Annotated in this window: 21 protein-coding genes; 7 read left to right on the forward strand and 14 right to left on the reverse strand. The window is 72.4% G+C overall.

Annotated features, from left to right (window positions below):
* Positions 1-10: 10 nt before the first annotated feature.
* Positions 11-1045 (reverse strand): glycosyltransferase family 2 protein, encoded by a 1035-nt coding sequence (locus ACI79U_RS16150; protein WP_457070286.1) that lies wholly within the window; start codon positions 1043-1045, stop codon positions 11-13.
* Positions 1046-1360: 315 nt separating this feature from the next.
* Between ACI79U_RS16150 and ACI79U_RS16155 the strand changes: the two genes are divergently transcribed.
* Entirely contained in the window at positions 1361-2509 is a 1149-nt protein-coding gene (locus ACI79U_RS16155; protein WP_457070288.1) for a DUF4267 domain-containing protein, read from the forward strand.
* A 126-nt stretch (positions 2510-2635) separates the two neighbouring features.
* Positions 2636-3067 (forward strand): MerR family transcriptional regulator, encoded by a 432-nt coding sequence (locus ACI79U_RS16160; protein WP_457070290.1) that lies wholly within the window; start codon positions 2636-2638, stop codon positions 3065-3067.
* A 54-nt stretch (positions 3068-3121) separates the two neighbouring features.
* Here ACI79U_RS16160 and ACI79U_RS16165 read toward each other — a convergent pair whose 3' ends face one another.
* From ACI79U_RS16165 to ACI79U_RS16185, 5 genes are all read right to left on the reverse strand, one after another.
* The gene (locus ACI79U_RS16165) at positions 3122-4468 is read right to left on the reverse strand and encodes an NAD(P)H-dependent oxidoreductase (protein ID WP_457070292.1); all 1347 of its coding nucleotides are present in this window, start codon (positions 4466-4468) and stop codon (positions 3122-3124) included.
* On the reverse strand, positions 4465-5034 hold the full coding sequence (locus tag ACI79U_RS16170) for a dTDP-4-dehydrorhamnose 3,5-epimerase family protein (RefSeq protein ID WP_457070294.1): 570 nt from the start codon (positions 5032-5034) through the stop codon (positions 4465-4467). Before ACI79U_RS16170 ends, ACI79U_RS16165 begins: the two co-directional genes overlap by 4 nt.
* Positions 5031-6056 carry an NAD-dependent epimerase/dehydratase family protein gene (locus ACI79U_RS16175; protein ID WP_457070296.1) on the reverse strand — a complete coding sequence of 342 codons (1026 nt, stop codon included), beginning with the start codon at positions 6054-6056 and terminating at the stop codon, positions 5031-5033. The genes ACI79U_RS16170 and ACI79U_RS16175 overlap by 4 nt, the downstream gene beginning before the upstream one ends.
* Before the next feature lie 411 nt (positions 6057-6467).
* Positions 6468-7286 (reverse strand): sugar phosphate nucleotidyltransferase, encoded by an 819-nt coding sequence (locus tag ACI79U_RS16180; protein ID WP_457070298.1) that lies wholly within the window; start codon positions 7284-7286, stop codon positions 6468-6470.
* A 134-nt stretch (positions 7287-7420) separates the two neighbouring features.
* Complete coding sequence (locus ACI79U_RS16185) at positions 7421-8467, reverse strand: alpha-hydroxy acid oxidase (protein ID WP_457070300.1); 1047 nt, start codon at positions 8465-8467, stop codon at positions 7421-7423.
* A gap of 399 nt (positions 8468-8866) precedes the next feature.
* Between ACI79U_RS16185 and ACI79U_RS16190 the strand changes: the two genes are divergently transcribed.
* The gene (locus tag ACI79U_RS16190) at positions 8867-9886 is read left to right on the forward strand and encodes a cell wall-binding repeat-containing protein (RefSeq protein ID WP_457070302.1); all 1020 of its coding nucleotides are present in this window, start codon (positions 8867-8869) and stop codon (positions 9884-9886) included.
* Here the strand turns inward: ACI79U_RS16190 and ACI79U_RS16195 are convergent.
* The 4 genes from ACI79U_RS16195 to ACI79U_RS16210 form a co-directional block, all read right to left on the reverse strand.
* Positions 9873-10187 (reverse strand): hypothetical protein, encoded by a 315-nt coding sequence (locus tag ACI79U_RS16195; protein WP_457070304.1) that lies wholly within the window; start codon positions 10185-10187, stop codon positions 9873-9875. The genes ACI79U_RS16190 and ACI79U_RS16195 overlap by 14 nt on opposite strands.
* The gene (locus tag ACI79U_RS16200) at positions 10177-11679 is read right to left on the reverse strand and encodes a sugar transferase (protein ID WP_457070306.1); all 1503 of its coding nucleotides are present in this window, start codon (positions 11677-11679) and stop codon (positions 10177-10179) included. The genes ACI79U_RS16195 and ACI79U_RS16200 overlap by 11 nt, the downstream gene beginning before the upstream one ends.
* Positions 11680-11994: 315 nt before the next feature.
* Positions 11995-12807, reverse strand: a complete 813-nt coding sequence (locus ACI79U_RS16205) for a hypothetical protein (protein ID WP_457072811.1) — start codon at positions 12805-12807, stop codon at positions 11995-11997.
* Positions 12808-12919: 112 nt separating this feature from the next.
* Positions 12920-13672, reverse strand: coding sequence for a 3'(2'),5'-bisphosphate nucleotidase CysQ (locus ACI79U_RS16210; RefSeq protein WP_457070310.1), 753 nt, complete (start codon positions 13670-13672; stop codon positions 12920-12922).
* Between the two features lie 139 nt (positions 13673-13811).
* Between ACI79U_RS16210 and ACI79U_RS16215 the strand changes: the two genes are divergently transcribed.
* A complete protein-coding gene (locus ACI79U_RS16215) occupies positions 13812-14396 on the forward strand; it encodes a hypothetical protein (RefSeq protein WP_457070312.1) in 585 nt (194 codons plus the stop codon).
* Between the two features lie 40 nt (positions 14397-14436).
* Here the strand turns inward: ACI79U_RS16215 and ACI79U_RS16220 are convergent, their stop codons facing one another.
* Positions 14437-15756, reverse strand: a complete 1320-nt coding sequence (locus ACI79U_RS16220) for a UDP-glucose dehydrogenase family protein (protein ID WP_457070314.1) — start codon at positions 15754-15756, stop codon at positions 14437-14439.
* Positions 15757-15999: 243 nt separating this feature from the next.
* On the opposite strand from ACI79U_RS16220, the gene ACI79U_RS16225 reads away from it, so the two are divergent.
* On the forward strand, positions 16000-17070 hold the full coding sequence (locus ACI79U_RS16225; RefSeq protein WP_457070316.1) for an LCP family protein: 1071 nt from the start codon (positions 16000-16002) through the stop codon (positions 17068-17070).
* Positions 17071-17685: 615 nt separating this feature from the next.
* Here the strand turns inward: ACI79U_RS16225 and ACI79U_RS16230 are convergent.
* Positions 17686-19131: a sugar transferase gene (locus ACI79U_RS16230; protein ID WP_457070318.1), complete on the reverse strand. Its 1446-nt coding sequence runs from the start codon at positions 19129-19131 to the stop codon at positions 17686-17688.
* A 581-nt stretch (positions 19132-19712) separates the two neighbouring features.
* Here ACI79U_RS16230 and ACI79U_RS16235 point away from each other — a divergent pair.
* Together ACI79U_RS16235 and ACI79U_RS16240 are read left to right on the forward strand one after the other, a co-directional pair.
* Complete coding sequence (locus ACI79U_RS16235) at positions 19713-21170, forward strand: hypothetical protein (RefSeq protein WP_457070320.1); 1458 nt, start codon at positions 19713-19715, stop codon at positions 21168-21170.
* A gap of 409 nt (positions 21171-21579) precedes the next feature.
* Complete coding sequence (locus ACI79U_RS16240) at positions 21580-23220, forward strand: family 16 glycosylhydrolase (RefSeq protein WP_457070322.1); 1641 nt, start codon at positions 21580-21582, stop codon at positions 23218-23220.
* Between the two features lie 202 nt (positions 23221-23422).
* Here the strand turns inward: ACI79U_RS16240 and ACI79U_RS16245 are convergent, their stop codons facing one another.
* Together ACI79U_RS16245 and ACI79U_RS16250 are read right to left on the reverse strand one after the other, a co-directional pair.
* On the reverse strand, positions 23423-24637 hold the full coding sequence (locus ACI79U_RS16245) for a lipopolysaccharide biosynthesis protein (protein WP_457070324.1): 1215 nt from the start codon (positions 24635-24637) through the stop codon (positions 23423-23425).
* 115 nt (positions 24638-24752) lie between these two features.
* Positions 24753-25880: an O-antigen ligase family protein gene (locus ACI79U_RS16250; RefSeq protein WP_457070326.1), complete on the reverse strand. Its 1128-nt coding sequence runs from the start codon at positions 25878-25880 to the stop codon at positions 24753-24755.
* Positions 25881-25919 lie beyond the last annotated feature (39 nt).

Below are 25919 nucleotides of genomic sequence, written 5' to 3' on the forward strand. Positions count from 1 at the left end.
CCCGTGGGGGTCAGCCGCGCCGGTTGCGCGCGGCGGCCTGCGCCCGCCGGCCCAGCTGCTGCCAGAAGCCGACGCCCCAGCTCAGGTGCATGGCGAGGAACGCGGGCACGACGTACGGCCGCGCCTCGGGCGCCACCTTCGGCGCCGTCGCCCGGTAGGCGACGGCCAGGGCGGCCGCGTACGGGGAGACCAGCACGGCGGCGCGGAGCGGACGGCCGGTGAGCAGCGCGCCGGCGGCCAGCGCGCACTCCACGACGAGCGCGGGCGCGGCCAGGTGCCGGGGCTTGACCGACTCGGGGTGCTTGAGGGCGACGTTCACCTTGCCGCCGCCGTAGCGCTTGTACTGCTTGGCGAAGTCGCGGATCGACTGCCGGCACTCCCAGTCGATGTGCAGGGCGGGGTCGAACAGGATCGTGTGACCTGCCTCGCGGACGCGGTGGTCGAACTCGAAGTCCTGGTTGACCCGCAGCTGCTCGTCCCAGCCGCCCAGCGCACGGATGACCGAGACCGGGTAGGCCCCGAAGGGCACGTGCTCGACCTCGGTGGGGACGGTGCCGTAGTGGTAGGTCGAGCCGCCGACGCCGAACCGGGAGGCCATCACCGCGGCCACCGCCTTCCCCGCCGGGGTGCGGCCGACGCCGTCCTTGCGACCGCCGACGCCGCCGTACCGGCCGGTCATCAGGTGCTGCGCAGCGATGCGGACGTAGTCGGACGGGACCGAGGCGTGGGCGTCGATGCGGACCAGCCACTCGCCCTTGGCCTGGTTGACGGCGAGGTTGAGCGACACCGGGATCACGCCGACCGGGTTGGTCAGCAGCTCCACCCGGGGGTCGCGCGCGGAGTACTCGGCGACGATCGCGGGGGTCGCGTCGTCGGAGGCACCGTCGACCACGATGACCTGGAGGTTCGTCCAGTCCTGCGCGAGGACCGAGTCGAGGCAGCTGCCGATCGACCGTTCCTCGTTCTTCGCCGGGATGACGACGGTCACCAGCGGCTGGGAGTCCTCGCCGCCCGGGATGTCGGTGGTCGTCGTCGTGTCGCTCATCGAGCGTCTGCCCTCCTCAAGCACCCGACCCGGGTGGTCGAAGCCTGTTCGACTGTGCCCGAGGCGCCGCGGAGGGTCAATCAGAGGGCCGGGTGGTCGCCCCGCCGGGTGACGTCGCGCCGCCGTTGCGGCCGACTGCAGGCCCGGGGGAGGAACGCTCCGTCACCCTCGCGCCACCCTCGGCGAGCGGCTCTCCGTGTTCGCGGGATCGACGAGCGCACTCGCGGTGCTGTGCCTCACAATCGGGCGCCCGCTCGTCACCCGTTCGGGTGACGAGCCACCGCACGGACGACCGAGACCCCCGAGGAGGCCGCTGTGGCCCGCCGCCCACCGTCCCCCCGCGCCGCCCTCCGGTGGGCCGAGCGCGGTCCGGCCACCGATGCGGCGGCCGGGTGCGGGCTGGGCGCCCTGGTGCTGCTGGTCGTCACCGCCGGGATCGGGCCGGCCATGGTTGCCCTGGGGGTGTTCGCGCTGGTCGGCGCGGTGGTCGTCCTCGCCCTGCCCGGCGCCCGGCGGCGCACCCTGGCCGGGCACCTGGTGACCGCGGGGCTCGTGCTGGCCGCCGGGGGGTGGGTGCTGCTGGGCGCACTGCCGGCCGACGACCCCGTCCGCCTGACCGCCGCCGACACCGCTCAGCGGCCGCCCAGCGGGAGCACCGGGGGCTCCGTGCCCGGGCCGGTGTCCGGCGACGCCGACCGCGCCGACCCACCGCTGGTGCAGGCGACGTCCGACGCCGCGATCAACGCCGCGATCGACCCGGCGCCCGCTCCGGTCCCGGCGGCCGAGGCCGGAGCCGGTGCACCGGCGGGCGCGCCACCCACGGCCCGGCTGCCGCTCCCCCGCTGGAGCTCCCTGCCCCAGGTCGACCGGCCGCGCTCGCCGGCCGTGGTGGGCACCACCGGTGACGCCGGCTCCGCGGCTGCGGGAACGGCCGGCCACAGTACGTCCGGCGACCCCACCCCCGGGCCGCGGACGACCACGACCCCGGCGCCCGCGGGCACCAGCGCGGCGTCGACGGTGGCCGGCAGCGTGACCCGCGGAGCCACGCCCCTCTCCCCGGCCTCCCCGCCTCCGGTCACCCCGCCGCCCGCCGCGCAGCCGCCGGTCATCCAGCCCCCGGTCACCCCGCCCCCGGTCACCCCGCCGCCGGCCACCGAGGCGCCCGTCTCCCAGCCCCCGGCCGCCACACCGCCGGCCACCCAGCCGCCGGTCACGGACCCGCCGGCCACCCCGCCGCCGGCCACCGAGGCGCCCGTCTCCCAGCCCCCGGTGACCCAGCCCCCGGTCACCCAGCCCCCGGTCCCGGAGGAGCCGGCCGGCCCCACCGCGACGCCCAGCAGCGAACCCGAACCCGCGCCGACCACCAGCCGGCAGCCGGCGCCGGCCCCGCCGCCACAGCAGGCCGAGGACGGTGGCGGCAGCCCGGGCTGGGAGGATCTCGTCGACAGCTTTTTCGACGGCTGACCCGCAGTCCTCCGGGCGACCACCCCACCTCCGCACCGGAGGGGGGTCCCCGCCGCGGCGCGGGCGCCGCACGATGGGCGAGTGGGGGCCCTGGCCGGGGCCCACGGGAGGTCGGGGAGGGTTGCGGTGCCGGAGGAACGGCTGATGCGGATCGGGGAGCTCGCCGCCCGCTCGGGGATCTCCCTGCCGACGCTCCGGCACTACGACGAGATCGGGCTGCTGATGCCGTCGGCCCGGACCGCGGGCAACTTCCGGCTCTACAGCGAGGCCGACTTCGAGCGGCTGATGGTGATCCGGCGGATGAAGCCGCTCGGCTTCTCCGTGGAGGAGATGCGGGAGCTGCTCCAGGTGGTGAGCGGTCTGCGCGCTGCCCGCCGGGCCGCGCTGCCCGACCCGGCGGAGCTGCGCTCGGTGCTCGGGCAGTTCGTGGCGGCCGCGCACGAGCGGCGGCACCGGCTGCGGCGGCACCTGTCCATGGCCGACGAGTTCATCTCGATCCTGGAGTCCGAGGAGAGCGCCGCCTCCTCGGACAGCGAGCAGAGCTCGACCGCGTCCTGACGGCCGCGGGTGGCCGGGGCGCTCGGCCCCGGCCACCTCGTCAGCTCGGCCCGGTCAGCTCTGCCCGGCCCCGGTCGGCAGGGACGCGGTCGGCAGGGGCGCGGTGGCCGCGGCGCTGCCGAAGAACAGCTCGTCCTGCTCGGCCCGCAACCGGTCGACCAGCCGGCCGGCCGGCAGCTCCACGTCGGCGTAGCCGATGACCTCGTCCTTGCGGACGTCCCGGAGCAGCCGGGCGCCCTCGGCCACGCCCAGCGGCAGCAGCCGGTCGGCGTGGGTGACGTCGGACCGCTCGGCCTCGCCGTAGTAGTGGTACCCACCCGGCCGGTCCAGCTCGGTGCCGGCGGGCAGGTCGGTCTTCGCCACCGTGACCACGTCGACCTGCGGGGCGCCGGCCGGACGGATCGCCGGGTCGCCGAGCAGCGCTGCCCGGGCCACGGTGATCGGCACCTCGAAGTGGCACAGGTGGTACGGCGTGTAGAAGCTGTACAGCGGCCCGGTGCCCAGCTTGTAGAGCTCCAGGTAGTGCTGCTGCTTGGGGTCGTCGTGCTCGCCGAGGACGTAGATCCCCGGGCCGGGCTGGGACCCGACCACGTAGTCGACGGCGCCCCCGAGGGCCCGCAGCTCCTCGACGTCGTACATGCCGGTGAGCTCGTCGACGTGGCCCCGGTGGTCCCGGCCGAGCATGCCGCGCTTGTGCACGCTGAACCCGGCCGCGTTGGCGACGAGCGCCTCCTCGACGCTGACCTTGGTGCCGTCGGCGAAGCTGGTGACCATCCAGGGGTCCTGCCCCCAGCGCTTGGCGAACCCCTCCTGGGTCGTGGGGTTGCGGTAGGGGTCCTGCAGGCCCTTGATGTTGCCGGCCACCAGCGGGCGCAGGCCGATCTGCCGCACGAACCGGATCAGGTTCATCTGCACGGCCGGCTGGTCGCCGTCGGCCCCGGTGTAGACGACCCCGGCCGCGTCGGCCTTGGTCGCCAGCAGCGGCCCCAGCGTCGCGTCGACCTCGGCGTTGAGCAGCACCAGGTGCTTGCCGCCGGCGAAGCAGGACAGCGCCAGCTCGGCGCCGAAGAGCACCGCACCGGTCGCGTCGACGACGACGTCCACCCGGTCGCTCTGGGTGAGCAGGGCGAAGTCGTCGGTGATGGCGACCTGACCGGCGGCGGCCAGCCGGTCGATGTCGGCGGCGCTCTCCGCGGCCGCCGGTGACCCGCCGGCGGTGGTGACGGCCTCGTGCGCCTTGGCCGGGGTCCGGTTGCTCACCGCGACCAGCTGCATCCCCGGGGTGCTGTTGAGCACCTGGTTGATCAGACCGCGGGCCATGAACCCGGCGCCGACCAGGCCGAGCCCGACCGGCCGCCCCTCGGTCTGCCGCTGCGCGAGCAGCGAGTCGACCACGATCACGACGGGACCCCCGCCGCGAACCGCTCGGCGTTGGCGTCGGCGTCGAACGGCGCCCACCCGGCGTCCTTGTCCGAGATGACCGAGACCGGCAGCGGCCACGAGACGCCGAAGGCCGGGTCGTCGTACCGGAAGCCCATCTCGGCACCGGGGGCGTAGGGCACGCTCACCATGTACAGCACCTCGGTGTCGTCGGTGAGGGTCTGGTAGGCGTGCGCCAGGTGCGGCGGCAGGTAGAGCGCCGACCGGTTGTCGGCGGTCAGCTCGACGGCCACGTGCTGCAGGTACGTCGGGGACTCCGGCCGCACGTCGACGGCGACGTCGACGATCGCCCCGCGGGTGCAGCGGATGAACTTCGCCTCGGGGTGCCCGGGCAGCGAGAGGTGCAGACCGCGCAGCGTCCCGGCCCGGTGGTTGAACGACACGTTGCACTGGGCCACCTCGGGCCGCATGCCGTGCGCCTCGAACTCGGCGGTGTCGAACGAGCGGGCGAAGAAGCCGCGGTCGTCGCTGTGCGGCTCCATCTCGACGAGGTGCACCCCGTCGACGGCCTGCGGCGTGTACTTCACGGTGCCGCCCAGTAGAGCTCGTCGTCGACCTGCTTGGTGCGCATCAGGTACTCGATCTGCTTCAGGCGGGTGTGGCCGCGGCCGGTGAAGGTCGCCTCGTCCATGTCGATCGACTGGAACACCTTGTGCAGCTGGGCCGCGCCGGCCTTGGCGTCCCAGTCGGTGTCGTAGCCGGGCAGGACCTCGCGGATCTTGTCGAAGGCCACCCGGTAGCTGCGGTTGTCCGCGCTCGGGTCGCCGAAGGTGAGCTCGCAGCCGGGGAACTCGGCCGCGACGATCTCGGCGATGTCCCGCACCCGGTAGTTGTTGGCCTCGCTGCCGACGTTGAAGATCGCGCCGTGCACCCGCTCGCGGGGGCTCTCCAGGGTCATCCGGATGGCCTTGGCGATGTCGAGGGCGTGCACCAGCGGCCGCCACGGGGAGCCGTCGCTGGTCATCGCGATCTTGCCCGTCGTCCAGGCCAGGCCGGAGAGGTTGTTGAGCACGATGTCGAAGCGCATCCGCGGGCTGGCGCCGAACGCGGTGGCGTTGCGCAGGAAGGTCGGCGAGAAGCCGTCGGCGGCCATCGCGCCGACGTCGCCCTCCACCAGCGCCTTGCACCGGGCGTAGGAGGTCTGCGGGTCGACCGGGCTGGTCTCGTCGACGACGCCGTCGGCCACGCCGTACACGCTGCAGGAGCTCATGTAGACGAACCGGGAGACGCCGGCGGCCTTGGCCTGCTCGGCCAGGTGCACCGAGCCGCGGTGGTTGATGTCGTAGGTGATGTCGCCGATCAGGTCGCCGATCGGGTCGTTCGACAGCTCCGCCATGTGCACGATCGCGTCGACGCCCTCGAGGTGCTCGCGGCCCAGCCGGCGGATGTCCAGCGCCAGGGTCTCGGGCACCCGGTCGACGCCGGGGTAGAGCCAGCCGTGCTTGTAGTAACCCGTGTCGACCCCGACGACGTCGTGGCCTGCCCGGAGCAGCTCCTGTGCGGTGAGACAGCCGAGGTACCCCTCGGTGCCGGTGACCAGTACGCGCACGTTCGTCCTCATCTCGTCCTGACTGGGTGGCTGACGCTACCGCGCATCTCCCCCCTCTGGATGACACAGGGTGACGATCACCCGATGGGGTTGGTGACCCGCGACAACGGCCTGCCGGGCATGCCACGCTGCTCGGTCACGGTGGGTAGGTAGTCGCTTACATCGAGCATCGCCGTGCCTACAGCGGGTGTTGGGCGACTTCCCGCGCCGTGTCCCGCGGCGTCCGCCGCGCGGGGACGGGACCGGGCACCCCGGCGGAGGTGCGCCGCGGTCCTGCCCTGCCCACCGGGCGCGGGCAGCACACGACTGCGGTGGAACAGCTCGGGTCGGCCGCCGGCCGAGGCCCACGGCCGGGCCCCACCGGCCGCGCCGGCGGGGCGGCGGCGCAGCACGGGGCTGCGCCGCCGGGGCTCAGTCGGCCCAGACCTTCCACTCCGCCTGGCCGGCGTCCCAGAGGCTGTTGAGCTCTTTCCAGTCGCGGAAGGTGTCCATGCCCATCCAGAAGCCCTCGTGCCGGTGCACGCCCAGCTCACCGTCGCGGGCGAGCTTCTGCAGCGGCGCGTGCTCGAGCATCTCCTCGACCGCCTCGGCGTCCAGGTAGCGGTCGACGAAGGCGCGCTCGAAGAAGAAGAAGCCACCGTTGACGTAACCGGTCTGCGACTGCTTCTCGTTGAACGCCGTGACCGAGTCGCCCTCGAGCACCATCTCGCCGTACCGGCCGGCCGGGTGCACGCCGGTGAGCGTGCCGAGCTTCCCCGAGGCGGTGTGCGCGGCCAGCGTGGCCGACAGGTCGACCGCGCCGATGCCGTCGCCGTAGGTCAGGGCGAACCGGGGGGCGTCCAGGTACTGGGCGACCCGGGCGATGCGTGCGCCGGTGGCGGTGGTGAGCCCGGTCTCCGCGAAGGTGATCTCCCAGTCCTCCTCGGCCACGTTCGTGTGGAACTCGAGCTCGTGGTTCCCGCGCATCCGGAGGGTGAAGTCGTTCATCCGGGCCCGGTGGTCGACGAAGTACTCCTTGATCATGTCGCCCTTGTAGCCCAGGCAGAGCACGAAGCGCCGGAAGCCGAAGTGGCTGTAGGTCTTCATGATGTGCCACAGCACCGGCCGCCCACCGATGTCCACCAACCCCTTGGGCAGCTGCTCGCTGGCCTCCCGGAGCCGGGTGCCCATCCCACCGCACAGGATCACGACCGGGATGTCGGCCGGCGTCACGTCCGGGTACTCGCTCATCTGACCTCCTCGAGGTGTGTCTCGACGCTGGAACCTAGATCCGGGCTCTGACAACTGGGAAGTGCAGGGTCCGCGATCGGGTGACAGCGGGTTTCCGCCGCTCCGGGCGTTGATGACTCGAGGTTACGGTCCCCTCACGCTCGCGTGACCATGCTGGGGTCCAGGTCGGCGATCCGCGCGGCACCGGCGACGGCGAGCACGTGCCGCAGGTCGGCGGCGAGCGCCTCCAGCGCGGCGGCGACCGCGCCCGCTCCCCCGGCGGCCAGCGCCCACAGCACCGGGCGGCCGACGAGCACCGCGTCGGCGCCGAGGGCGAGGGCCAGCAGCGCGTCCGTGCCGGTGCGGATGCCGCCGTCCACCAGCACCGGAGCCCGGCCGGCGACCGCCGTCACGACGTCGGCCAGCGCCAGCGCGCTGGGCACCGCGCGGTCCAGCTGCCGCCCGCCGTGGTTGGAGACGATGACCCCGGCGGCGCCCGCGTCCAGGCAGCGCACCGCCTCGTCGCCGCGCAGGACGCCCTTGACCAGCACCGGCAGGCCGCTGACCTCGGCGAGCTCGGCGATGACGGCCGGCGTCATCGACGGGTCCTGCTCGGCCGCCTCCCGGGCCACCGTGCCCGGCAGCAGGTGCTGGGCGAGGTTGATCAGGAAGTGGTCGTCGGGAACGGAGATCCGGACGCCGCTGACCCGGCCCTTCCGCCCGACGTAGGGGGTGTCGACGGTCAGCACGATCGCGCCGGCGCCGGCGTCGGCCGCCCGCCGCACCAGCGCGTGGGTGAGGGCGCGGTCCCGCATGCCGTAGGCCTGGAACCACCAGGGGCCGGTGGCCGAGGCGGCCACCTCCTCGATCCGCCGCGACGACCGGGTGGAGAGGACGCCGAGCGCGCCGGCCTTGCCGGCGCCGGCGAACGTCTCGCACTCGCCGTCGGGGTGGGCGAGGGCGTGGAAGGCCATCGGGGCGACGACGAACGGCGACGCCACCCGGGTACCGAGCAGCTCGACCCCGAGGTCGACGGTCGAGACGTCGTGCAGCACCCGCGGGCGCAGCCGGAAGGCGCCCCAGGCCGCCTCGGCCTCCCCGACGGTCACCTCCTGGCCGGAGCCGGCGGAGTAGTAGTCGAAGACAGCGGGCTCGAGCCGCTCACGGGCGGCCTCGAGCTGCTCGGCGAGCAGCGACAGCATGCGGGTGTCGGCGAGCCGGGCCGGTGGGCCGCGGCTCCCCGTCTCCTTCCGGTCCGTGGGTGGGGGACTGCACGCTACTGCGGGTGGCGCCCGCACGGACCGGCTACCGGCGCCACCCCCTCCCCCGCGCGTCCATGACGTCAGGTGACGCCCCGGCTCCGATGCCCCCAGAGGCTGATCCCCCGCATCGCCGCCGCCCTCGCCGTTGTGCGCTGATCGTCGGTCTGCCTGGCGCGAACCGACGATCAGCGCACAACGGCGCTCGGGGTCTGGACGCGACCGCGGCGCGTCCACGACGGCGGGTGACGACCCGGCCGTCGGCGTGCGCTGTCCCCGCCGGCCCGGCGGGTGGACACTCGACCGACCACGGCGGGGGAACCACGTCACACGGGGGACGACATGTTCGGACGACGAGCTCTGACCATCGGCGCTGCGACAGCGGTGGTCGTGCTGGGCGCGACGGGGACGGCGCAGGCCACCCCCTACCGGATCGGCAACGACAACGTCTACGACACCGCGGTGGCCGTGTCCCGGGAGATGGTCTGGGACCCGGCGGAGTCGACCCGGGTAGCGGTGATCACCTCCGGCAGCGACCCCGCCGACGTGCTGATGGCCCCGGTGGTCGCCGACGCGATGAGCATCCACGACGGCCGGCACGAGTGGGAGCCGCCGGTGCTGCTGGTGCCCAGCCGGGGCGCGATGCCGGCGTCGGTGACCGCGGAGCTGCGCCGGCTGGAGCTGGAGCACATCGTCGTCCTCGGGGGGACGAACAAGGTCAGCTCGGCGACCGAGCAGGCGCTGCGGTCCTACGCGCCCACGGTCGAGCGGATCGCCGGGGCCGACCGGTACGCGACCGCGGCCCTGGTGTCGCAGCGGTTCGACTCCAACGGCACCGTCTTCCTGCTCTCCGGGGAGGTGCCGCAGGAGGCCGAGGCGGGGATGGGCACGGCGCTGCAGAACGGGGCGACGGTGCTGCTGTCCACGAGGGACTCGCTGCCGGAGGCGACCCGCGCCGAGCTGGTCCGGCTCGACCCGCAGCGGGTGGTGCTGATCGGCAACACCGGGGTGCTGTCCAACACGGTGCTGTCACAGGTGCGCCGGACGCTCTCCGGCGGTGCGGTGCTCCAGCGGATCGGCGACGCCGACCGGTACGCCACGAACGTCGCCGCCCTGCTCACCATGGGCTGGGAGCCGATCAACGTGATCCTGGTCAACGGCGAGACCTGGCAGGGGGCGCTGTCGGCGGTCCCGTACACCCAGGCCCAGGACAGCGAGTACAACGTGCTGCTCACCAGGAAGGCCTGCGTCCCCGGCGTCGTCCTGGACTACATCGTCGAGCACCGGATGCAGGACAACGTCCAGGTGATCGGCGGCACCGGGACGGTCAGCGCCGCCGCGGCCGACCTCACCCGCTGCTGACCACCTCGGCGCCCCGGACGTCGGCGTCGGCGTCCCGGGGTGGCCGCCGGCGGGCAGGCAGCACGGTGACCAGCAGCACGGCCACCAGCGAGGCCGCCCAGCCGGCGAGCACGAAGAGGTCACCGAGGTGCAGCCCGTGATTGGTGCTCAGCGCCAGCACCACGGGCCCTTCCTTGCGGTAGCTGCCGGTGACCAGCAGGAACGCGAACCCGGTCAGCACCGCGGCGACCAGGCCGGCGGCCGCCCAGCGGACCAGCTCGACCAGGTCGGTGCGGGCACCGACCGGTGGCTCAGTAGGCACCCGAACCTCGGACGACGGCGCCGAGGGTCTTGCCCAGGATCATCAGGTCGAAGGTGAGCGACCAGTTCTCCACGTAGCGGACGTCGATGCGCACCGAGTCGTCCCAGGAGAGGTTGGACCGGCCGCTGACCTGCCACAACCCGGTGATGCCGGGCTTCACCAGCAGGCGGCGGCGCATGTCGAAACCGTACTGCTCGACCTCGCGGGTGACGTGCGGCCGGGGCCCGACCAGCGACATGGTGCCGCCGAGGACGTTGAGCAGCTGCGGCAGCTCATCGAGGGAGTACCGGCGCATGACCCGGCCGATGGGGGTGACCCGGGGGTCGCGCTTCATCTTGAACTGGACGTCGTTGCCCTCGTTCTGCGCCATCAGCTCGGCCGTCTTCGCGTCCGCGTCGGGGACCATGCTGCGGAACTTGAGCACGTGGAACGGCGTGCCCTCCCGGCCGATCCGCTCGTGCCGGAAGAACACCGGGCCACGGCTGGTGAGCTTGACCGCGAGGGCCAGCCCAACCAGCAGCGGCAGCAGGACGACGACGGCGAGGAAGGCCATCGAGCGGTCGAAGACGTCCTTGGTGACCCGGCGGATGCCGCGGAACTCCGGGCGCTCCAGGTGCAGCAGCGGCAGACCGTTGACCGGCCGGATGCCCACCCGCGGGCCGGCGACCTCGGTGACGGCGGGGGCCAGCAGCAGCTCGGCCTCGGTGGTCTCCAGCTCCCAGCCCAGCCGGCGCAGCGCGGCGCCGTCCAGCTCCGGGGAGGGCAGCACGGCGACGGTGTCGACCTCGTAGCGCTGGACGACGTCGACGATCTCGGAGAAGTCGCCGAGGATCGGCAGCCCGTCGAAGACCACGTGGTCCGGGCCGGCGTGCGGCAGGCAGACCCCGATGACCCGCAGGCCGTGGCGGGCCTGCCGCTCGAGCTGGGCGTGCAGCTCGGCGGTGCCGTTGCGGTGCCCGACCAGGATGGCGGTCTGCTGGTAGCGGCCGTGGGCGCGCTGGCGGTGCACCCAGACCCGCTCCAGGTAGCGGTGCAGCAGGGTCAGCGCGGTGGCCAGCGGGAGCGCGACGACGACGAAGCTGCGGGCGACCTCGAGCTTGAAGGCCCAGGAGATGGTGCCGACGGCGGCCAGCAGCAGCACCGCGGCGGAGAAGAGCCGGCGGAACTCCTCGGGCCCGACCCAGAGGAAGCGCCGCTCGTAGGTGCGGGCCAGCGTCATCGCGGCCACCCAGACCACGGGGAGAGCGAGCAGCGTCCAGGGGGTGCCGTTGTCGGCGAGCGGGCCGGTCTCCGGCTGCAGCCGGCCGAACCAGCCGGCGACGAAGGCCAGCACCAGGTCACCGGCGACGAGGCGCCGAACGTAGGTCGTCTGCCAGGCGCGCCGGGCGACCGGGCCCTCGCCCCGCAGGCGCGGTGCCGAGAACCGGCGACGGTTCCCGGTCGTGTGCGGGCGTGAGGTGACCACCTCGTTCGCGCTGTCCAGCAGTGACACGGAGTGGCCCCCAGGGCAGGTCGGGAAGCACGGCGCCGAGCGCGTGCGTGAACCGCCGGGAACTGCGCTGTTCGGCCGACCCAGGCCAACGTACGGATTCTCGGCCCCGCGCGCGCGTCCAGCGCGTGCGCACGACCCGGCGACGAGCGAAGGACCCGCCGCAAACATGCACTCGACGCAGGTACTCGACCACGCATCGCGACGACGCGCGGGCTGGTCGCCGCGTCGACGACCGTGGATCAAGGAGCAGTCAGGTCGTGAGATCGATCACCGAGAGTGTTCGTCCGCTGGTCGACCCGTCAGGTGCGGCGCGGGTCACCAGCGCAGGTCGCCGGGGCGGCGCTGCGGGGCGGGGGCGTCGACGGTCTCGGCGTCGGCGGTGCGGCGGAGCGCCCAGGCGGCGGGCAGCACCAGCCGCGGGGCGACGCCGACCAGGACGGCGGTGAGCACGGCGACCCCGCCGAGGACCTCACCGCACTCCTCGATGAAGGTGGCCGAGGCGACCCAGAAGGCGCTCGCGCCGGCCTGGCCGACCAGCGACGAGACGCCGGAGAGGCCGGCGGCGGCGACGGCGTAGATGGCCAGCGCGGTGAGCACCCGGCGGCGGTCGCGGCGTTCGTTCCGGCTGAGCAGCCACAGCGCGACGAGGACGACGCCGACGACGGCGATGCTGCCGACGGTGGCGAGCAGCGGGCGGTCGCTGACGCCGGCGGTCTCCAGCGCGCGGACGTGCACGGTGCCGCCGGCCTTGACCTGGGCGATGACCGCGGCGATCAGCCCGACGGCCAGCCACCAGGGGCGGCGGCCGGTGGCGCGGGCGGCGCCGAGCAGGGCGGCCAGCGCGGCGGCGGCGAAGAGCGCGGCGACGAACATGCGGGGCACGGCGAGCGGGAGGTCCATCGACCAGAGCCGCCCGGCGCCGCGTTCGTTGCCGGAGGTGCGGACGACGAAGCCGACGGCCTCGAGGGTGATGCCGGTGAGCAGCAGGGCAACGGAGACCGGGGGCAGCGGGATGCGCCGGCGGCGCACCCGAGCGGGCCGGGCGGCGCGCTCGGGGGCAGCGCCGAACGACTCGCGCTCCCGGACGTCGGCCTCACGCAGCGCGATGCCGATGAGCGGGGCGAGCACCACGGACAGTCCGACCCATCCGACCAACGCCCATCCCCACCACGGCATGTCCTCCCCATCGGCAGGTGCGAGCCGGTGCTTGACCGGTTCGGAACTGCCGATGACGCAGGGATCAGGAGTGGGCGTCTCCCTGCGCCTCCGCGACGGCCGCGAGGACCTGCTCGGCCAGCTCGGGACGGCAGATGACCAGGTCGGGCAGCCAGGGGCTGGGCCGGTTGTACTGCAGGGGCGAGCCGTCGGCGCGGCTGGTGTGCAGGCCGGCGGCGCGGGCGACCGCCACGGGGGCGGCGGAATCCCACTCGTACTGGCCGCCGGCGTGCACGTAGGCGTCGGCGTGGCCGCGGACGACCGCCATCGCCTTGGCCCCGGCCGAGCCCATGGGCACGAGGTCGGCGCGCAGCCGGGTGGCGACCTCGGCGACCATCACCGGCGGTCGGGTGCGGCTGACGGCGAGCCGGATCGGGCCATCGTCGCGGGGCGGCACCGCCGGGGGCTGCCCGGTGCCGTACGTGGTGCCCTCGGCGGGCAGTGCGACGGCGCCGGCGACCAGCTCGCCGCGCGCCCAGATCGCGACGTGCACGGCCCAGTCGGCGCGGTCGAGTTCGGCGAACTCGCGGGTGCCGTCGAGCGGGTCGACGATCCAGACCCGGTCGGCGGAGAGCCGGGCGGCGTCGTCGGCGCCCTCTTCGGAGAGGACGGCGTCACCGGGGCAGAGTCCGGCGAGCTGGGTCATCAGGAAGGTGTGCGACTCGGCGTCGCCGGCGTTCTTGCGGGCGGCGGCGTCGGGCAGGTCGCGGCCGCGGACCTGCAGGAGCAGCTGTCCGGCGCGGGTGGCCAGGTCAGCAGCGCGGTCGTGGTCGGACACCGGCGGCCTCTCCGTCAGGGATGGGGTCGGCCCATCCTGACGGTGCGGGCGACGGGGTGCGACGTGCGGGTCAGGCGGCGCGGCTGGTTGACCGCAGGGCCGACGACGGACGCCGTCGTGCGGTGGCGAGCGTGGCGGCGTGACGGCGGTCCTGCTGGCGCGCAGCGTGCCCCAGGGCCGCGGCAACGGGCAGCAGTGCGATCGCCAACACGACCCAGCACGCGAGAACCAGCAGCAACATGAGTGGCACTGTGCCCCGGATCACCACCGGTCATGCGCGGAGTTCGTGACCGAAGCGGTTCAGATGCCCTCAGCTCCGCCCTACGTCGACAAGCGCCCGGTGGAGGAGCGTCTGGCGTTGATGCGCAGCGTGTTCGTGCCTCGCGAGGCGTGGGTGGTGTCCGGGTCGATGCTCGGCTGGGGCGAGAGCATCGTCGCCGAGTGCGACGCCGCGGTGTTCCTGACCCTCGACCCTGACGAGCGGCTGCGCCGACTGGAAGCCCGGGAAGCCGCTCGGCGAGCGGGTGGGGCCTTCGACGAAGCTGCCTGGACTGCGTTCCCGGAGTGGGCGCGCGGCTACGACGACCCGGAGTTCCAGGGCCGAAGCCGCCTTGCCCACGAGGCGCGGCTCGCGGGCCTGCGCCAGCCGGTCCTGCGACTGGACAGCGCACGGACGCGCGAGAACCTCCGGGACGCCGTGCTCGACTGGGAGCCGCTCGCCTGAGCGACTCCCAGCCGCACCGTTCCCTGAGCGTGGTCGCCGATCAGCCGGCGCGGCGGCCGAGAGCGCGGTAGGTCCAGCCGGCGGCCACCCAGCTGTCGCGGTCCAGCGCGTTGCGGCCGTCGAGCACGCGCTTCTGCCGGACGACCTTGCCGAAGGCGGTCGGGTCCAGGTCGCGGTACTGCTGCCACTCGGTGAGCAGCAGGACGGCGTCGGCGCGGTCGGCTGCCTCCTCGGCGGTGTCGACGACGTCGAGCTGGGGCCAGCTCCGCCGGATGTTCTCCCCCGCGGCCGGGTCGGTCACCTGAACCGCGGCGCCCTGCAGCTGCAGCTGCGCGGCGACGTTGAGCGCCGGGGAGTCGCGGATGTCGTCGCTGTTGGGCTTGAACGCCGCGCCCAGCACTGCCACGCGCTTGCCGACCAGCGAGCCGTCGCAGACCTCGCGGGCCAGGTCGACCATCCGGATCCGGCGCCGCATGTTGATGTTGTCGACCTCGCGCAGGAAGGTCAGTGCCTGGTCGGCGCCCAGCTCACCGGCGCGGGCCATGAAGGCACGGATGTCCTTGGGCAGGCAGCCGCCACCGAAGCCGAGGCCGGCGTTGAGGAACTTGCGGCCGATCCGGTCGTCGTGGCCGATCGCGTCGGCCAGCTGCTTCACGTCGGCGCCGGTGGCCTCGCACAGCTCGGCCATCGCGTTGATGAAGGAGATCTTCGTGGCCAGGAAGGAGTTGGCCGCGGTCTTCACCATCTCCGCGGTCGCGTAGTCGGTGATCACCTGCGGGGTCTGCGCGGCGACGATCGGCGCGTACACCTCGTCGAGCATCGACCGGGCCCGCTCGCCGTCGGCGCCGGCGGGCAGGCCGTAGACCAGGCGGTCGGGGTGCAGGGTGTCCTGCACGGCGAAGCCCTCGCGGAGGAACTCCGGGTTCCACGCCAGCATCGCGCCGGGCACCTTGCCCTCGACGAGCTCGGCCAGCCGGGCGGCGGTGCCCACCGGCACGGTGGACTTGCCGGCGACCAGGTCGCCGGGCTTGAGCGCCTGCAGCAGCGACTCGACGGCCGCCTCCACGTAGCGCAGGTCGGCGGCGTACTCGCCGCGCTTCTGCGGGGTGCCCACGCAGACGAAGTGGATGACGGCGTCGCCCGCGTCGGCCATGTCGGTGCTGAACCGCAGCCGGCCGGACGCGAGGCTGCGACCGAGCAGCTCCTCGAAGCCGGGCTCGTAGAACGGGGCGCGGGCCTGCTGCAGGGCGTCGATCTTCGGCTGGTCGACGTCGATGCCGACGACGTCGTGCCCGAGTTCGGCCATCGACGCCGCGTGCACCGCACCCAGGTAACCGCAACCGATGACCGAGATCTTCATGCCGTCTCCATGCTCTGCTTGAGGTTTCCCGCTGGACCGGGCCCGCTGAACGGTACGGGCCACCGCTGCGGCCTGACCACCAGCGGTGCCGCTCTCATCCTGGCGGCTCGTCACCGACCGCGACGACTCCAGGTCCCCAACGGGTGATCGCTTCTCCTCCGATCGTGTCCAGGCCTCGCATCGACTAGGCGGATGCGCGGAACTCGCCGCACTCTGAGTGACGAACTAGGAGAGGGAGGACCCGTGCCAGTCGACACCAGCCCGGCCGCGACCGACGGCGCGGACACCGCTACACCTTCGAGGCGGCGGCACCCATGGCGCCGCGCGCTCATCGCGGTAGCGGTCGCCGGTCTCGCGCTGGCCGTCCTCGCCGGCGGAACTCTGTGGTTCCTGAGCGACCGATACGGCGGCAACGTCGACCGGGTCGGCAACGTCTTCGCCGGCATCGCGGAGCAGAGCCGACCGGCCGCCCCCTCCCCCGCCGCCGAGACGACGACCGAGGACCCGATCACCTTCCTGCTGGTCGGCTCGGACACCCGGGCCGAGGTCGCGCCGGGCGAGCTGCCCGACGCCCGCTCGGACGCGATCATGATCGCCCGCTTCGCCGGCGACCGGGAGCACGCGCAGGTCATCTCCATCCCCCGCGACTCCTGGGTGGACATCCCCGGCCACGGGATGAACAAGATCAACGCTGCCTACGCCTTCGGTGGCCCGACGCTCCTCATCCAGACCATCGAGCAGCTGACCGGGGTCCGGATCGACCACTACGCCGCGATCGACTTCGCCGGGCTGATCCAGATGACCGACGACCTGGGCGGGATCGACGTCGTCGTCCAGGAGACGACGAGCAACGGGCCACACACCTTCGAGGCGGGGCAGAACCACCTCGACGGCGACCAGGCCCGCTGGTACGTCGGGCAGCGCTACGACCTGCCCGGCGGCGACTTCGACCGGGTGAAGCGGCAGCAGAACTACCTGCGGGCGATGTTCACCAAACTGTTCAGCCAGGATGTCTTCTCCAGCCCGGCAAAGCTCGACGACACCCTGCTGACCGTCACCAGCGCGGTAGCGGTGGACGACAAGCTGAGCAACGGCGACATGCTGGCCATGGCGTACTCGCTGCGCGGGCTGCGCCCAGCCGACGTCGAGTTCTTCACCGCACCGGTACTGGGCACCGGCACCGAGGGCGCAGCCAGCGTGGTCTACCTCGACGACGTATCGGCCGATCGGATGTGGGGTTACCTGCAGACTGACTCGCTGGGGCAGAACACCGGCGAGTTCAAGGATGAGGCACTGACCGACGTCCCGCGCTGACGCGTCGGCTGCGGCGGTGGAGCAGCCAGTCCGACCCCAGGCGTCTGCTGGCTTCTTCCTGACGCCTCACCTCGGGTGCAACGGCACCCAACCAGAGGGCGAACGGCAGCGAGCAGGCCACCCAGCCCACGATCAACCAGCCCCACCACGTCATCGAATCGCCTCTGACCCCGTCTCGACATCGGAGGCAGACGATGGCCGACCAATCTGCGGACGACAAGGTGTTGGCGGGCGGCAGTACCACCGGCCGGAGCTCCCCGACCGTGGGTGATCTTGTCGGAGCGGGACGTGAGCCGACGTGGCACCGGGAGCGGCGATGTCGCCGGCAGCGGCGGTCGATCCTCGCGCGACCACAACACTCGTCCCCGGAGGATCACAAGCCCCAGACGCTTCATCGGATCCGCCAGCCCGCGCAGCTGACCGACGACGATGCGCCGGTGGCATTCGTCCTGGGCGCGATTTGGCTGGCATTGAACGTGTGGGTGGCTGACCACGGTGCTCTGATCGGCGCCGTGGCCATGACCTCCGTCGGCGCAGGCACTCTGCGTCGTGACACCACGCTCACAGCCGCAGGCCGCAGCCACCAGGCCCGGGTGGCTTCCCTCGGGGCGGCGTTCAGTACGCGCCCGAGCCCCGGAAGACGGCCCCCACGGTCTTCCACAAGATCATGAAGTCGAAGGCCAGCGACCAGTTCTCCACGTATCGGACGTCGATGCGCACCGAGTCGTCCCAGGAGAGATCCGAGCGGCCGCTGACCTGCCACAGGCCGGTGATGCCCGGCTTGACCAGGAAGCGGCGGTGCATGTCGAAGCCGTAGCGCTCGACCTCGGTGGGCAGCGGCGGCCGAGGGCCGACGAGGGACATGTCGCCGCGCACCACGTTGATCAACTGCGGCAGCTCGTCGAGGGAGTAGCGGCGCAGCACCTTGCCGACGCGGGTGACCCGCGGGTCGCCCTTCATCTTGAACAGCACGCCATTGCCGTCGCTCTGCCCGGTCAGGTCGGGCACCATCCGGTCGGCACCGCTGACCATGCTGCGGAACTTGAGCATCCCGAAGGTCTGGCCGTCCCGGCCGACGCGCTCCTGCCGGTAGAAGACGCCGCCGCGGCTGGTGAGACCGACGGCGAGGGCAAGGCCGAGGAATGCGGGGAGGATGCACAGCAGGCCGACACCGGCCGCGGCGCGGTCGAACGCCTCCTTGGTGAGCCTGCGGACGCCGCGCAGCTCGGGGCGCTCCATGTGCAGCAGCGGGAGGCCGCAGACCGGACGGATGCGCACGCGGGGGCCGGCGATCTCGGTGACGGCGGGCGCGAGCAGCAACTCTGCCTCGGTCTTCTCCAGATCCCAGCCGAGGCGGCGCAGGGCCGGCCCGTCGAGCTCCGGCGAGGGCAGCACAGCCACGGTGTCGACCTCGTACTGCCGGACGACCTCCACGACGTCCTCCAGGCCACCGAGCACCGGGAGCCCATCGAACTCCGCGACCTCCGCGCCCAGCGGGGAGGGCGGCAGGCAACAACCGATCACCCGGTATCCGTGGTACGCCTCGCGCTCGATCTGCTCGTGGAGGGCGAGGACCCCGCTTCGGTGGCCGACGAGGATGGCGTTCTGCAGGTAGTCCCCGCGCACGCGGCGGCGGTGTACCCGATGCCGCTGCGCATATCGCTGGAGGAGCGTCAGCAACGTCGCCAGCGGCAGAGCGATGATCACGAAGCCACGCGCCAACTCCAACTGGAAGGCCCAGGAGACTGCGCCCACTCCGGCGAGGAGGGCGACGGCCGCGGAGAACACGCGCCGGAACTCCTCGGCACCGACCCAGAGGAAACGTTCCTCGTAGCTGCGGGCAAGCAGCAGACTCGCCGCCCACACCACCGGCAGCACGGCGACCATCCAGGCGGACGGGTGCTGGGCGCTCAGCTCGTCGGCATCGGGCCCGAAGCGGACGAGGTAGCCGACGAGGGAGGCGAGCAGGGCGCAAGCGACGTCGCCGAGTGCGACCCAGCGGACGTACATGGGCTGCCAGGCGCGCCGAGCCGCGGTGCCCCCGCCCCGGAACCGGGTCACCCCGGGGAAGCGTCGACGGGCGCCCGGAGTGCGGGGACGAACGACATCATCGCGCCCGTCAAGCAAAACCATGAGAGCGGATCCCCCGTGCACGCTCGGCCAGAGAGGCGGCAATTGAATGCGGCTCACACTGGTAGTACAAGCTTCAATCGGTCTTCTGCACCATACCCGCCCGACGCCTCGCACAGAACCGTCAAATACGCAATGAATTAGCCACGTAGCGTTACTTCGACAGTGTCACTGCCCGTAATTCCACGATCACGGACACTCGCCGATAAGGGAAACGTTGGTGGCGTGGTCCACAAGCGTTCTCGTCGGCTTTCATGTCGCCCCGGTCGACCGTTCGCCGCCTGCCGCGCCCACTCGATGTGGTGACTGCACCGGCCCGGTGTCGTCGTCGCAGCGACGGCGTGCCCTAGCGTCACGTCCAAGCAGAGCGCACGACGGCCGGGTTCACACGAACGCTGCACCCACCGGCCTGCCTGCCTCGCGACAGAACCCGCCGCGGCTCGGTGCCTGGCCCGACCCCCGAGGGTCGACAGCCGTGGTGACCGTGCCGAACGACGCACCAGGCCGGAGCGATGGACGACAACAGAGCCCTGTTCGAGGGGGTGGCGCCGGGCGAGGTCGTGCGCCGCGCCGTCGCCACGGGCGGCCACAGCGTCCACCTCGTCGACTTCGACGAGACACTGCTGCTGCGCAGCTCGACGGAGGCCTACCTCCGGAGCGCACGCCCGAGGTGGTTGGCTGTCGCCGTCCTGGCCGTCATCAACGCAGTGAGGCCGTGGCGGTTCTCCGGCGAGGACCGAGCCGAGTTCCTCTACCGCGACTGGATCAGGGTCCTCGCGGTCACGGTCCTCCTGCCGTGGACGCTGCCGCGCTGGCGGCGCTGCGCACCGAGCCTGGGACGCCAGTGGCGCAACGACGAACTGCTGGCCGCACTGGGCGGCGCCGTGCCGATGCGGGTGGTGACGTTCGGCTTCCGGCCGGTGGTCGGGCCACTGCTGAGCGGCGTGGCGCCGGGCGCCGAGCTGACGGTCGCCGCCAGGCTCCGCGACGGCTACCGGACCCGCAGAGCCGGCAAGGCGGCCATGGTCCGGGACGCCGTCGGCCCCGAGTCCCTCGCCGGCGCCCTGGTCGTCACGGACAGCGCCGACGACCAGGACCTGCTGGACGAGTGCCGGACCCCCCTGCTCGTCACCTGGCCGCAGGTGGTCCACGTGAACGTGTCAGCAGGCGCCTACCTGCCGTTCCTCTACACGAAGATGGGCAAGCGGTCCGGGGAGAAGTACCTGCTGCACAACGTCCTCCTCGAGGACGTCGTGGTGCTTTGCCTGGCCTTCGCCTGGCTGTCCGAGCGCCCACTGCCGACGGCCCTGGGCCTGCTCTTGCTGCACCTGTCGTTCTGGCTGGTCTACGAGATCGGCTACCACGAGAACGACACCTTCGCGGTCCGGTCCGAACACAACCCCAACCACCCTCCCGGCGCCGCGTTGTACGCGGACCGGATGCACATCGGCTCGGCCTGGACCTGCGCGGTCCTGCTCGGCCTGCCGGGGTGCGCCCTCGTCCTCGGTGCAGGGGACACGCTGCGACTGTCCGGGTTCGCGGACGTCGACCCGTGGCGGCTCTACGGCCTCGTGGTCCTCACCTGGGTCGGGTACCTGCTCGTCGCCCGGGTCCTCTACCGGCTGTACAACCGGATCCCGGCAGAGCGGCGGGGCTTCCCCTACGCCGCGCTCCAGCTCGCACGCACAGCGGGCTACGGGGTGATCCTCTCGACCAACGTGGCGGGCGTCGTCATCCTGACCTCGCTCGTGCTCGCCCGCTGGATCCCCTACATCGCCTACCGGGACCTCGGGGTCCACCTCCGGGCCTCGCACCGACTCACGATGGTCCTCACGTTCGTCGTGCTCGCCGCGATCCAGTTGACGGCGGAGCCGGCCGACGTCCTGAACCTGCAGATGGCCGTCGCGTTCCTCTACCTCGTGGGGCGGGCGCACCGTCCGCTTCGAGCTCTGGTCTCCAAGCCGGGGTGAGCCCGCCCCACCCGCAGGACCCGTAGGCGACCAGGGTCGCGGCGTCAGCCCGCCGCTCCCTCCACCGCAGCCGGGCACGGGCACCGCGCCACACGTCCGGTGGACGAGCACGTCCCGGAGCGCCGAGCTCGGGACGTGGACAAGGACACACGTCCCATCGGCCCCGTTGGCGACTCCCGTCGCACCGGAACCGCACGCATCGGCCGTTCCACCGGTAGGTCGCCCCCCTACCATCATGGCCACTGTGACCTCCTCCGTCGGCCCTGCACCGCTCACCGCCGACCTCCGGTCGTCCACCGAGCGCGAACGGCACCCCTCCCTCCCGGGCGCACCAGCGAGGGGGAGCTCGACCCGACTGCACAGCGCTGTCGTCACCAGGACCAAGGCCACGGCGGCGACGCTGATCGTCATGAGCACCCTCCTGGCCTGCCAGGCGGGCACGTCGCCGGGACCGACCGCGGCGGGCTCCAGCCAAGGTGATCGCCCCGGGCCGAACGTGACGAGCACCGCCCCGACCGCCTCCACCCCGCCCGCCGCCACCCCGGCCTCGACCGGTGGAGGCACCGAGAGCCCTCCCGGCAACGGTGCGCCCACGACGGCGCTGGACACCCGGACGACGACGGAGACGTACGACGTCTTCGACTCCCCGGACCCGACGAAGTGGACCGGGCTGACCACATCGCCATCGGCGACCGTCTCCGGCGGCCAACTGCTGGTGGCCGCCACACCGGAGAGCCCTGCGGTCGAGTCCACGCACGCCTTCGACCTGACCGACGGGTGGATCACCTGGGACGTCGACCAGTTGCCGGCCACCGGCAGCCGTTCCGCCGAGGCGACGGTGACGGTGAGCTCCGGCGACGCGCACCAGTGGCGCTTCGGCTGGGCGGACGGGGCTGCGTTGCTCGAGCGGACCAGCGGGGGGACCACGACGACCGAGTACTCGACCTACCCGGCGGACACGGCGGCATGGCGCGTCCGCCACGCCGCTCCCAACCTGGTGTTCGAGTTCAGCGCTGATCGCAGGACGTGGCAGGAGCAGTTCGTCCGGCCGGACTCGGACATCGACCTGGCGTCGGTGACCATGGCCGTGGCAGCGAGCAGCCGCAAGGCGGAGGCCGACACAGGCGTGATGGCGGTCAGTCAGGTGACCGTCTCCTCGCGGGGGAAGAAGAAGGCGGCATCGGTCGCGCCCACCTGGTCCGAGGAGTTCGACTCCCTCGACCTGGCCAGCAGTGCCCACCCGGGTGGGTTCTGGCGGGCCAACGACACCTGGCAGCCCGTCGACGCGGGGCACGCGGCCTTCGACGGCTCACGACCCGCCACGTGGTTCCTCAACCCGAACCAGCGTCTCGCCGGGGAGTTCCGGTCACCGTTCAGCGTGTCGGACGGGGTGCTGAGCATCACCGCTCAGCGCACGCCTGCCGAGTGGGCCACCGACATCGCAGCGGTCAACACCCAAAACCCGGGACATGCGCCTCCCTGGTCCGGTGGCCTCCTGATCTCCAACACCGCGCGCCCCGACGCCCGGTTCGGCCACGGCTACTACGAGATCCGGATGCGCGCACCCGTCCCTGCGAAGGGCGGGTGGCCGGCGTTGTGGCTGTTCGCTGCAAGCGGTCTGAACCCGGGCAAGGAGAACGCGGAGATCGACCTGCTCGAGGTGTTCGGCCACGCCTCCGGCCAGCCGTGGTCGGTCACCGTGCACGAGAAAGCGTACGCGCGCGGAGCGATCGCCCCCGCGGCCGGTGCGACGACCGCCGACGGTCAGGTCGACGTCGCGCACGTCATGACCGACACGACGGACTGGCACACGTACGGCCTCGACTGGCAGAAGGGTCACCTCCGCTTCTACCAGGACGGCCGCCAGGTGGCCGAGGTCACCGGCTCCGACGCCGCCTTCTTCGACGACGTGACGATGTCCATCCGCCTGGACTACGCGGTGGACGCCTCGTGGTTCCCGGCCGGGCAACGCAGTGACGCCAGCACCCCGGACGTCCTGTCGATGCAGGTCGACCACATCCGCCGATGGGACACCAAGCCGGTCGACTGACCTGACTGGCCCTGCTGTCGACGTGAGGCGGACATGACCTCCGCCTCACGCAGCCGCGGACTCGGCCGGTCCAGGCCGGACGAAACCCGTCGGGACGACGAACCGCACGACCCGGGCAGGCGGGCGGCAGCGATGGCGGCGGCCGCACAGGCGAGACCCGGCCACCCCCTCGCTGTCGAACATCGCCGAGCTGGCTGGCGGCCTACACCGTGACCTGGGCGTCGTGCCCGCGCTGGCGCCGGACCAAGGCCACCCACGTGAGCGCGACGAACAGGCCCTCGGCGAGGAGGGTCGCCGTCACGCCGCCCCACCACGAGTACAGCGGGATCAGGACGGCGTTCAGGACGAGGGCCACGGCAGCCGCGCTCCCGATCGCCACGAGTCGCGCTCCGTGTGCCCGGAGCCCCATGAGCCCGTTGAAGCTGAACAGCCCCAGGCCACGCAGCACGACCAGGAGGACCAGCACCTGCACCATCTGGACCGAGTCCTCGTAGGAGGAGCCGAGGACCGACGGCAGCAACGGTGCCCCGAAGAAGATGGCCACCGCCGCGAGGGTCCCGTACGCAGCGCCCACCGCCGTGTAGTTCAGCGACCGCTGCAAGTGCTCCCTCTTGCGGTCGGGGTCGTGCTGCAGGAAGCGTCGGTGCGACGCCGCCACCAGAGCCTTGATCGGCGCCACCGCCACCTGCACCGCCCGGTACGCGGCCGCGTAGAGGCCTGCGGTGACGGGGTCTGCCAACCGCACCATGAGGATCTTGTCGGCGTCCTCGTGCACGGCGAAGGACAGGAGCGCGGCGGCGAAGGACCCGGCGTCACGGAAGTTCCGGACGGTGGGCCGCTGCCAGCGCGGGGACAGCCCGTCGTGCAGGCGGAGGTGCAGCAGCACGCCACCGGCCGCCAGCACCCCCAGGACGCAGTAGCTCCACCCCACCGCTTCCAACGACAGCCCTCCGAGGACGGCGAGGAGCACCACGGACGCTGACCGGAGGACCAGGAGCACCAGCCTGGCCACGACCGACTGCCGGTAGAGGTCCATCGCCTGGAGATAGCTGGCACCCAGCGCCACCACCCCGGAGCCGATGAGCTCCGCGACCGCGAGCAGCAGGAACACCCGGGTGGACAACTCCGGGAAGAGGAGCGGCCGCAGCGAGAAGCCGATCACCAGCATCGCCGAGGTGGCACAGCAGAGCAGCGCGAAACAACGCGCGAAGGCGCCGTGCGGCTCCTCCCGGTCGCGGACGATGCTCTGCATGAGCAGCTGGGACAGCGACGCGTAGGACAGCATGCCCAGGGTCGCGACCAGCGCCTGAGCGCCTACGAAGTACCCATAATCGGCCGGTCCCAGCCTCGTCGTGATGAGGTACATCACCACGAGGCCGGAGATCATGGTCAACGCCTCGACGCTCGACGCCCACACGGTGTCACCCGCCAGTCGGCCGACTCGACTCCGCCACACCCGGACGATTCGTGTCAATCCAGTGCTTGGCGCGGCATGGCGTCCGCCGCGGTCCCCGGCGGTACCCCTCGACATCTCACGCCCCCCAGCTAGGGGGCGCACCGGCTACCCGACGGACTTCCGTCCGCCGGGAAGATCCGGGTACGCTCTCGCCGAGTGGACCTGCGGATTGCCGTCTCAAGGTGGACGTTCCTCCGGCAAGCAACGCAATGAGGAGCAGCCCGTTTCCGGTGAAGGGCTCACTCTCCGTGATGGCCGTCAGCAGCAGCAGCACCATCACCCCGAGTGGCCATGCGCCTGCCTGGTGCGCGCGGGCCTGCAGTGCACCACGAAGCGTGACGATCAACAGGACGACGAGCAGGGCCAGACCGACCCCGCCCACCTGGAGCCAGATGTCCAGATAGCCGCTGTGTGCATAGAAGGCGTCGAAGCGCGACTCCCGCCAGAGGGCCAGGGTCACAGGGGAAGTTTCACCCCAGACACCACCGAACCCGTACCCCAGCAGGGGCCGCTCGTCTATCGCAGTGTCCACCGCAGTCCAGATGGCACGACGGCCCGTCAACGACGTGTCCCGCCCCAGCGCAGCGAAGAACACCTCAGGCCACAGCACGGCGACTGCGGCAAGCACGCCGAGCGCCGATACGGCTGCCGTGTCGGCCGCAATTCGGACCCGAAGCGACCCGTTCGCATCTCTGAGAGTGAACCAGGCCATCACCACTGCAGCAGTGGCGCCGGCTGCTAGCGCACTGGCGGATTGGCTCCCGATCAGCAGCACCGCCACGAGGCCCAGCCACAGGCGCCGCGGCCAGCCCCGCGGTAGCTCCGACCACAATGTGATGGCCGCCAACGCACAGAAGAAGCCCAGCCCGTTCTTGTGCGGGAACGGCCCGTGCCATCCCGGGGCTCCGTCGCCGCCCGGCTCCGTTGCCCAGCCAGGTAGCGCCACCAGCGTGACGACCGAGACCACCAGTACGTATTTCACAGCACGGGCGAGAACGCGCCGAGCACCCGCGGCACCGAGCACCTGACTCGTCGCCCAACCGACGAGCAGGAGTGCGACCAGATCGACGAGACGGCGAACACTCGTCTGCGGATCAGCGGACCAGATGTAGGACGCCAGGCACCAGAGGCCGAAGAGGGCGAGCGGGACGGACAAGCGAAGACGTCCGCGCTCGCCCCTCGGCAGGAGCAGCAGCAGCAGCACGGCCCACACGGGCAGGAGCCGCAGGAGCCACCTGGTGAC

Source organism: Modestobacter sp. SYSU DS0904 (genome assembly GCF_054051115.1).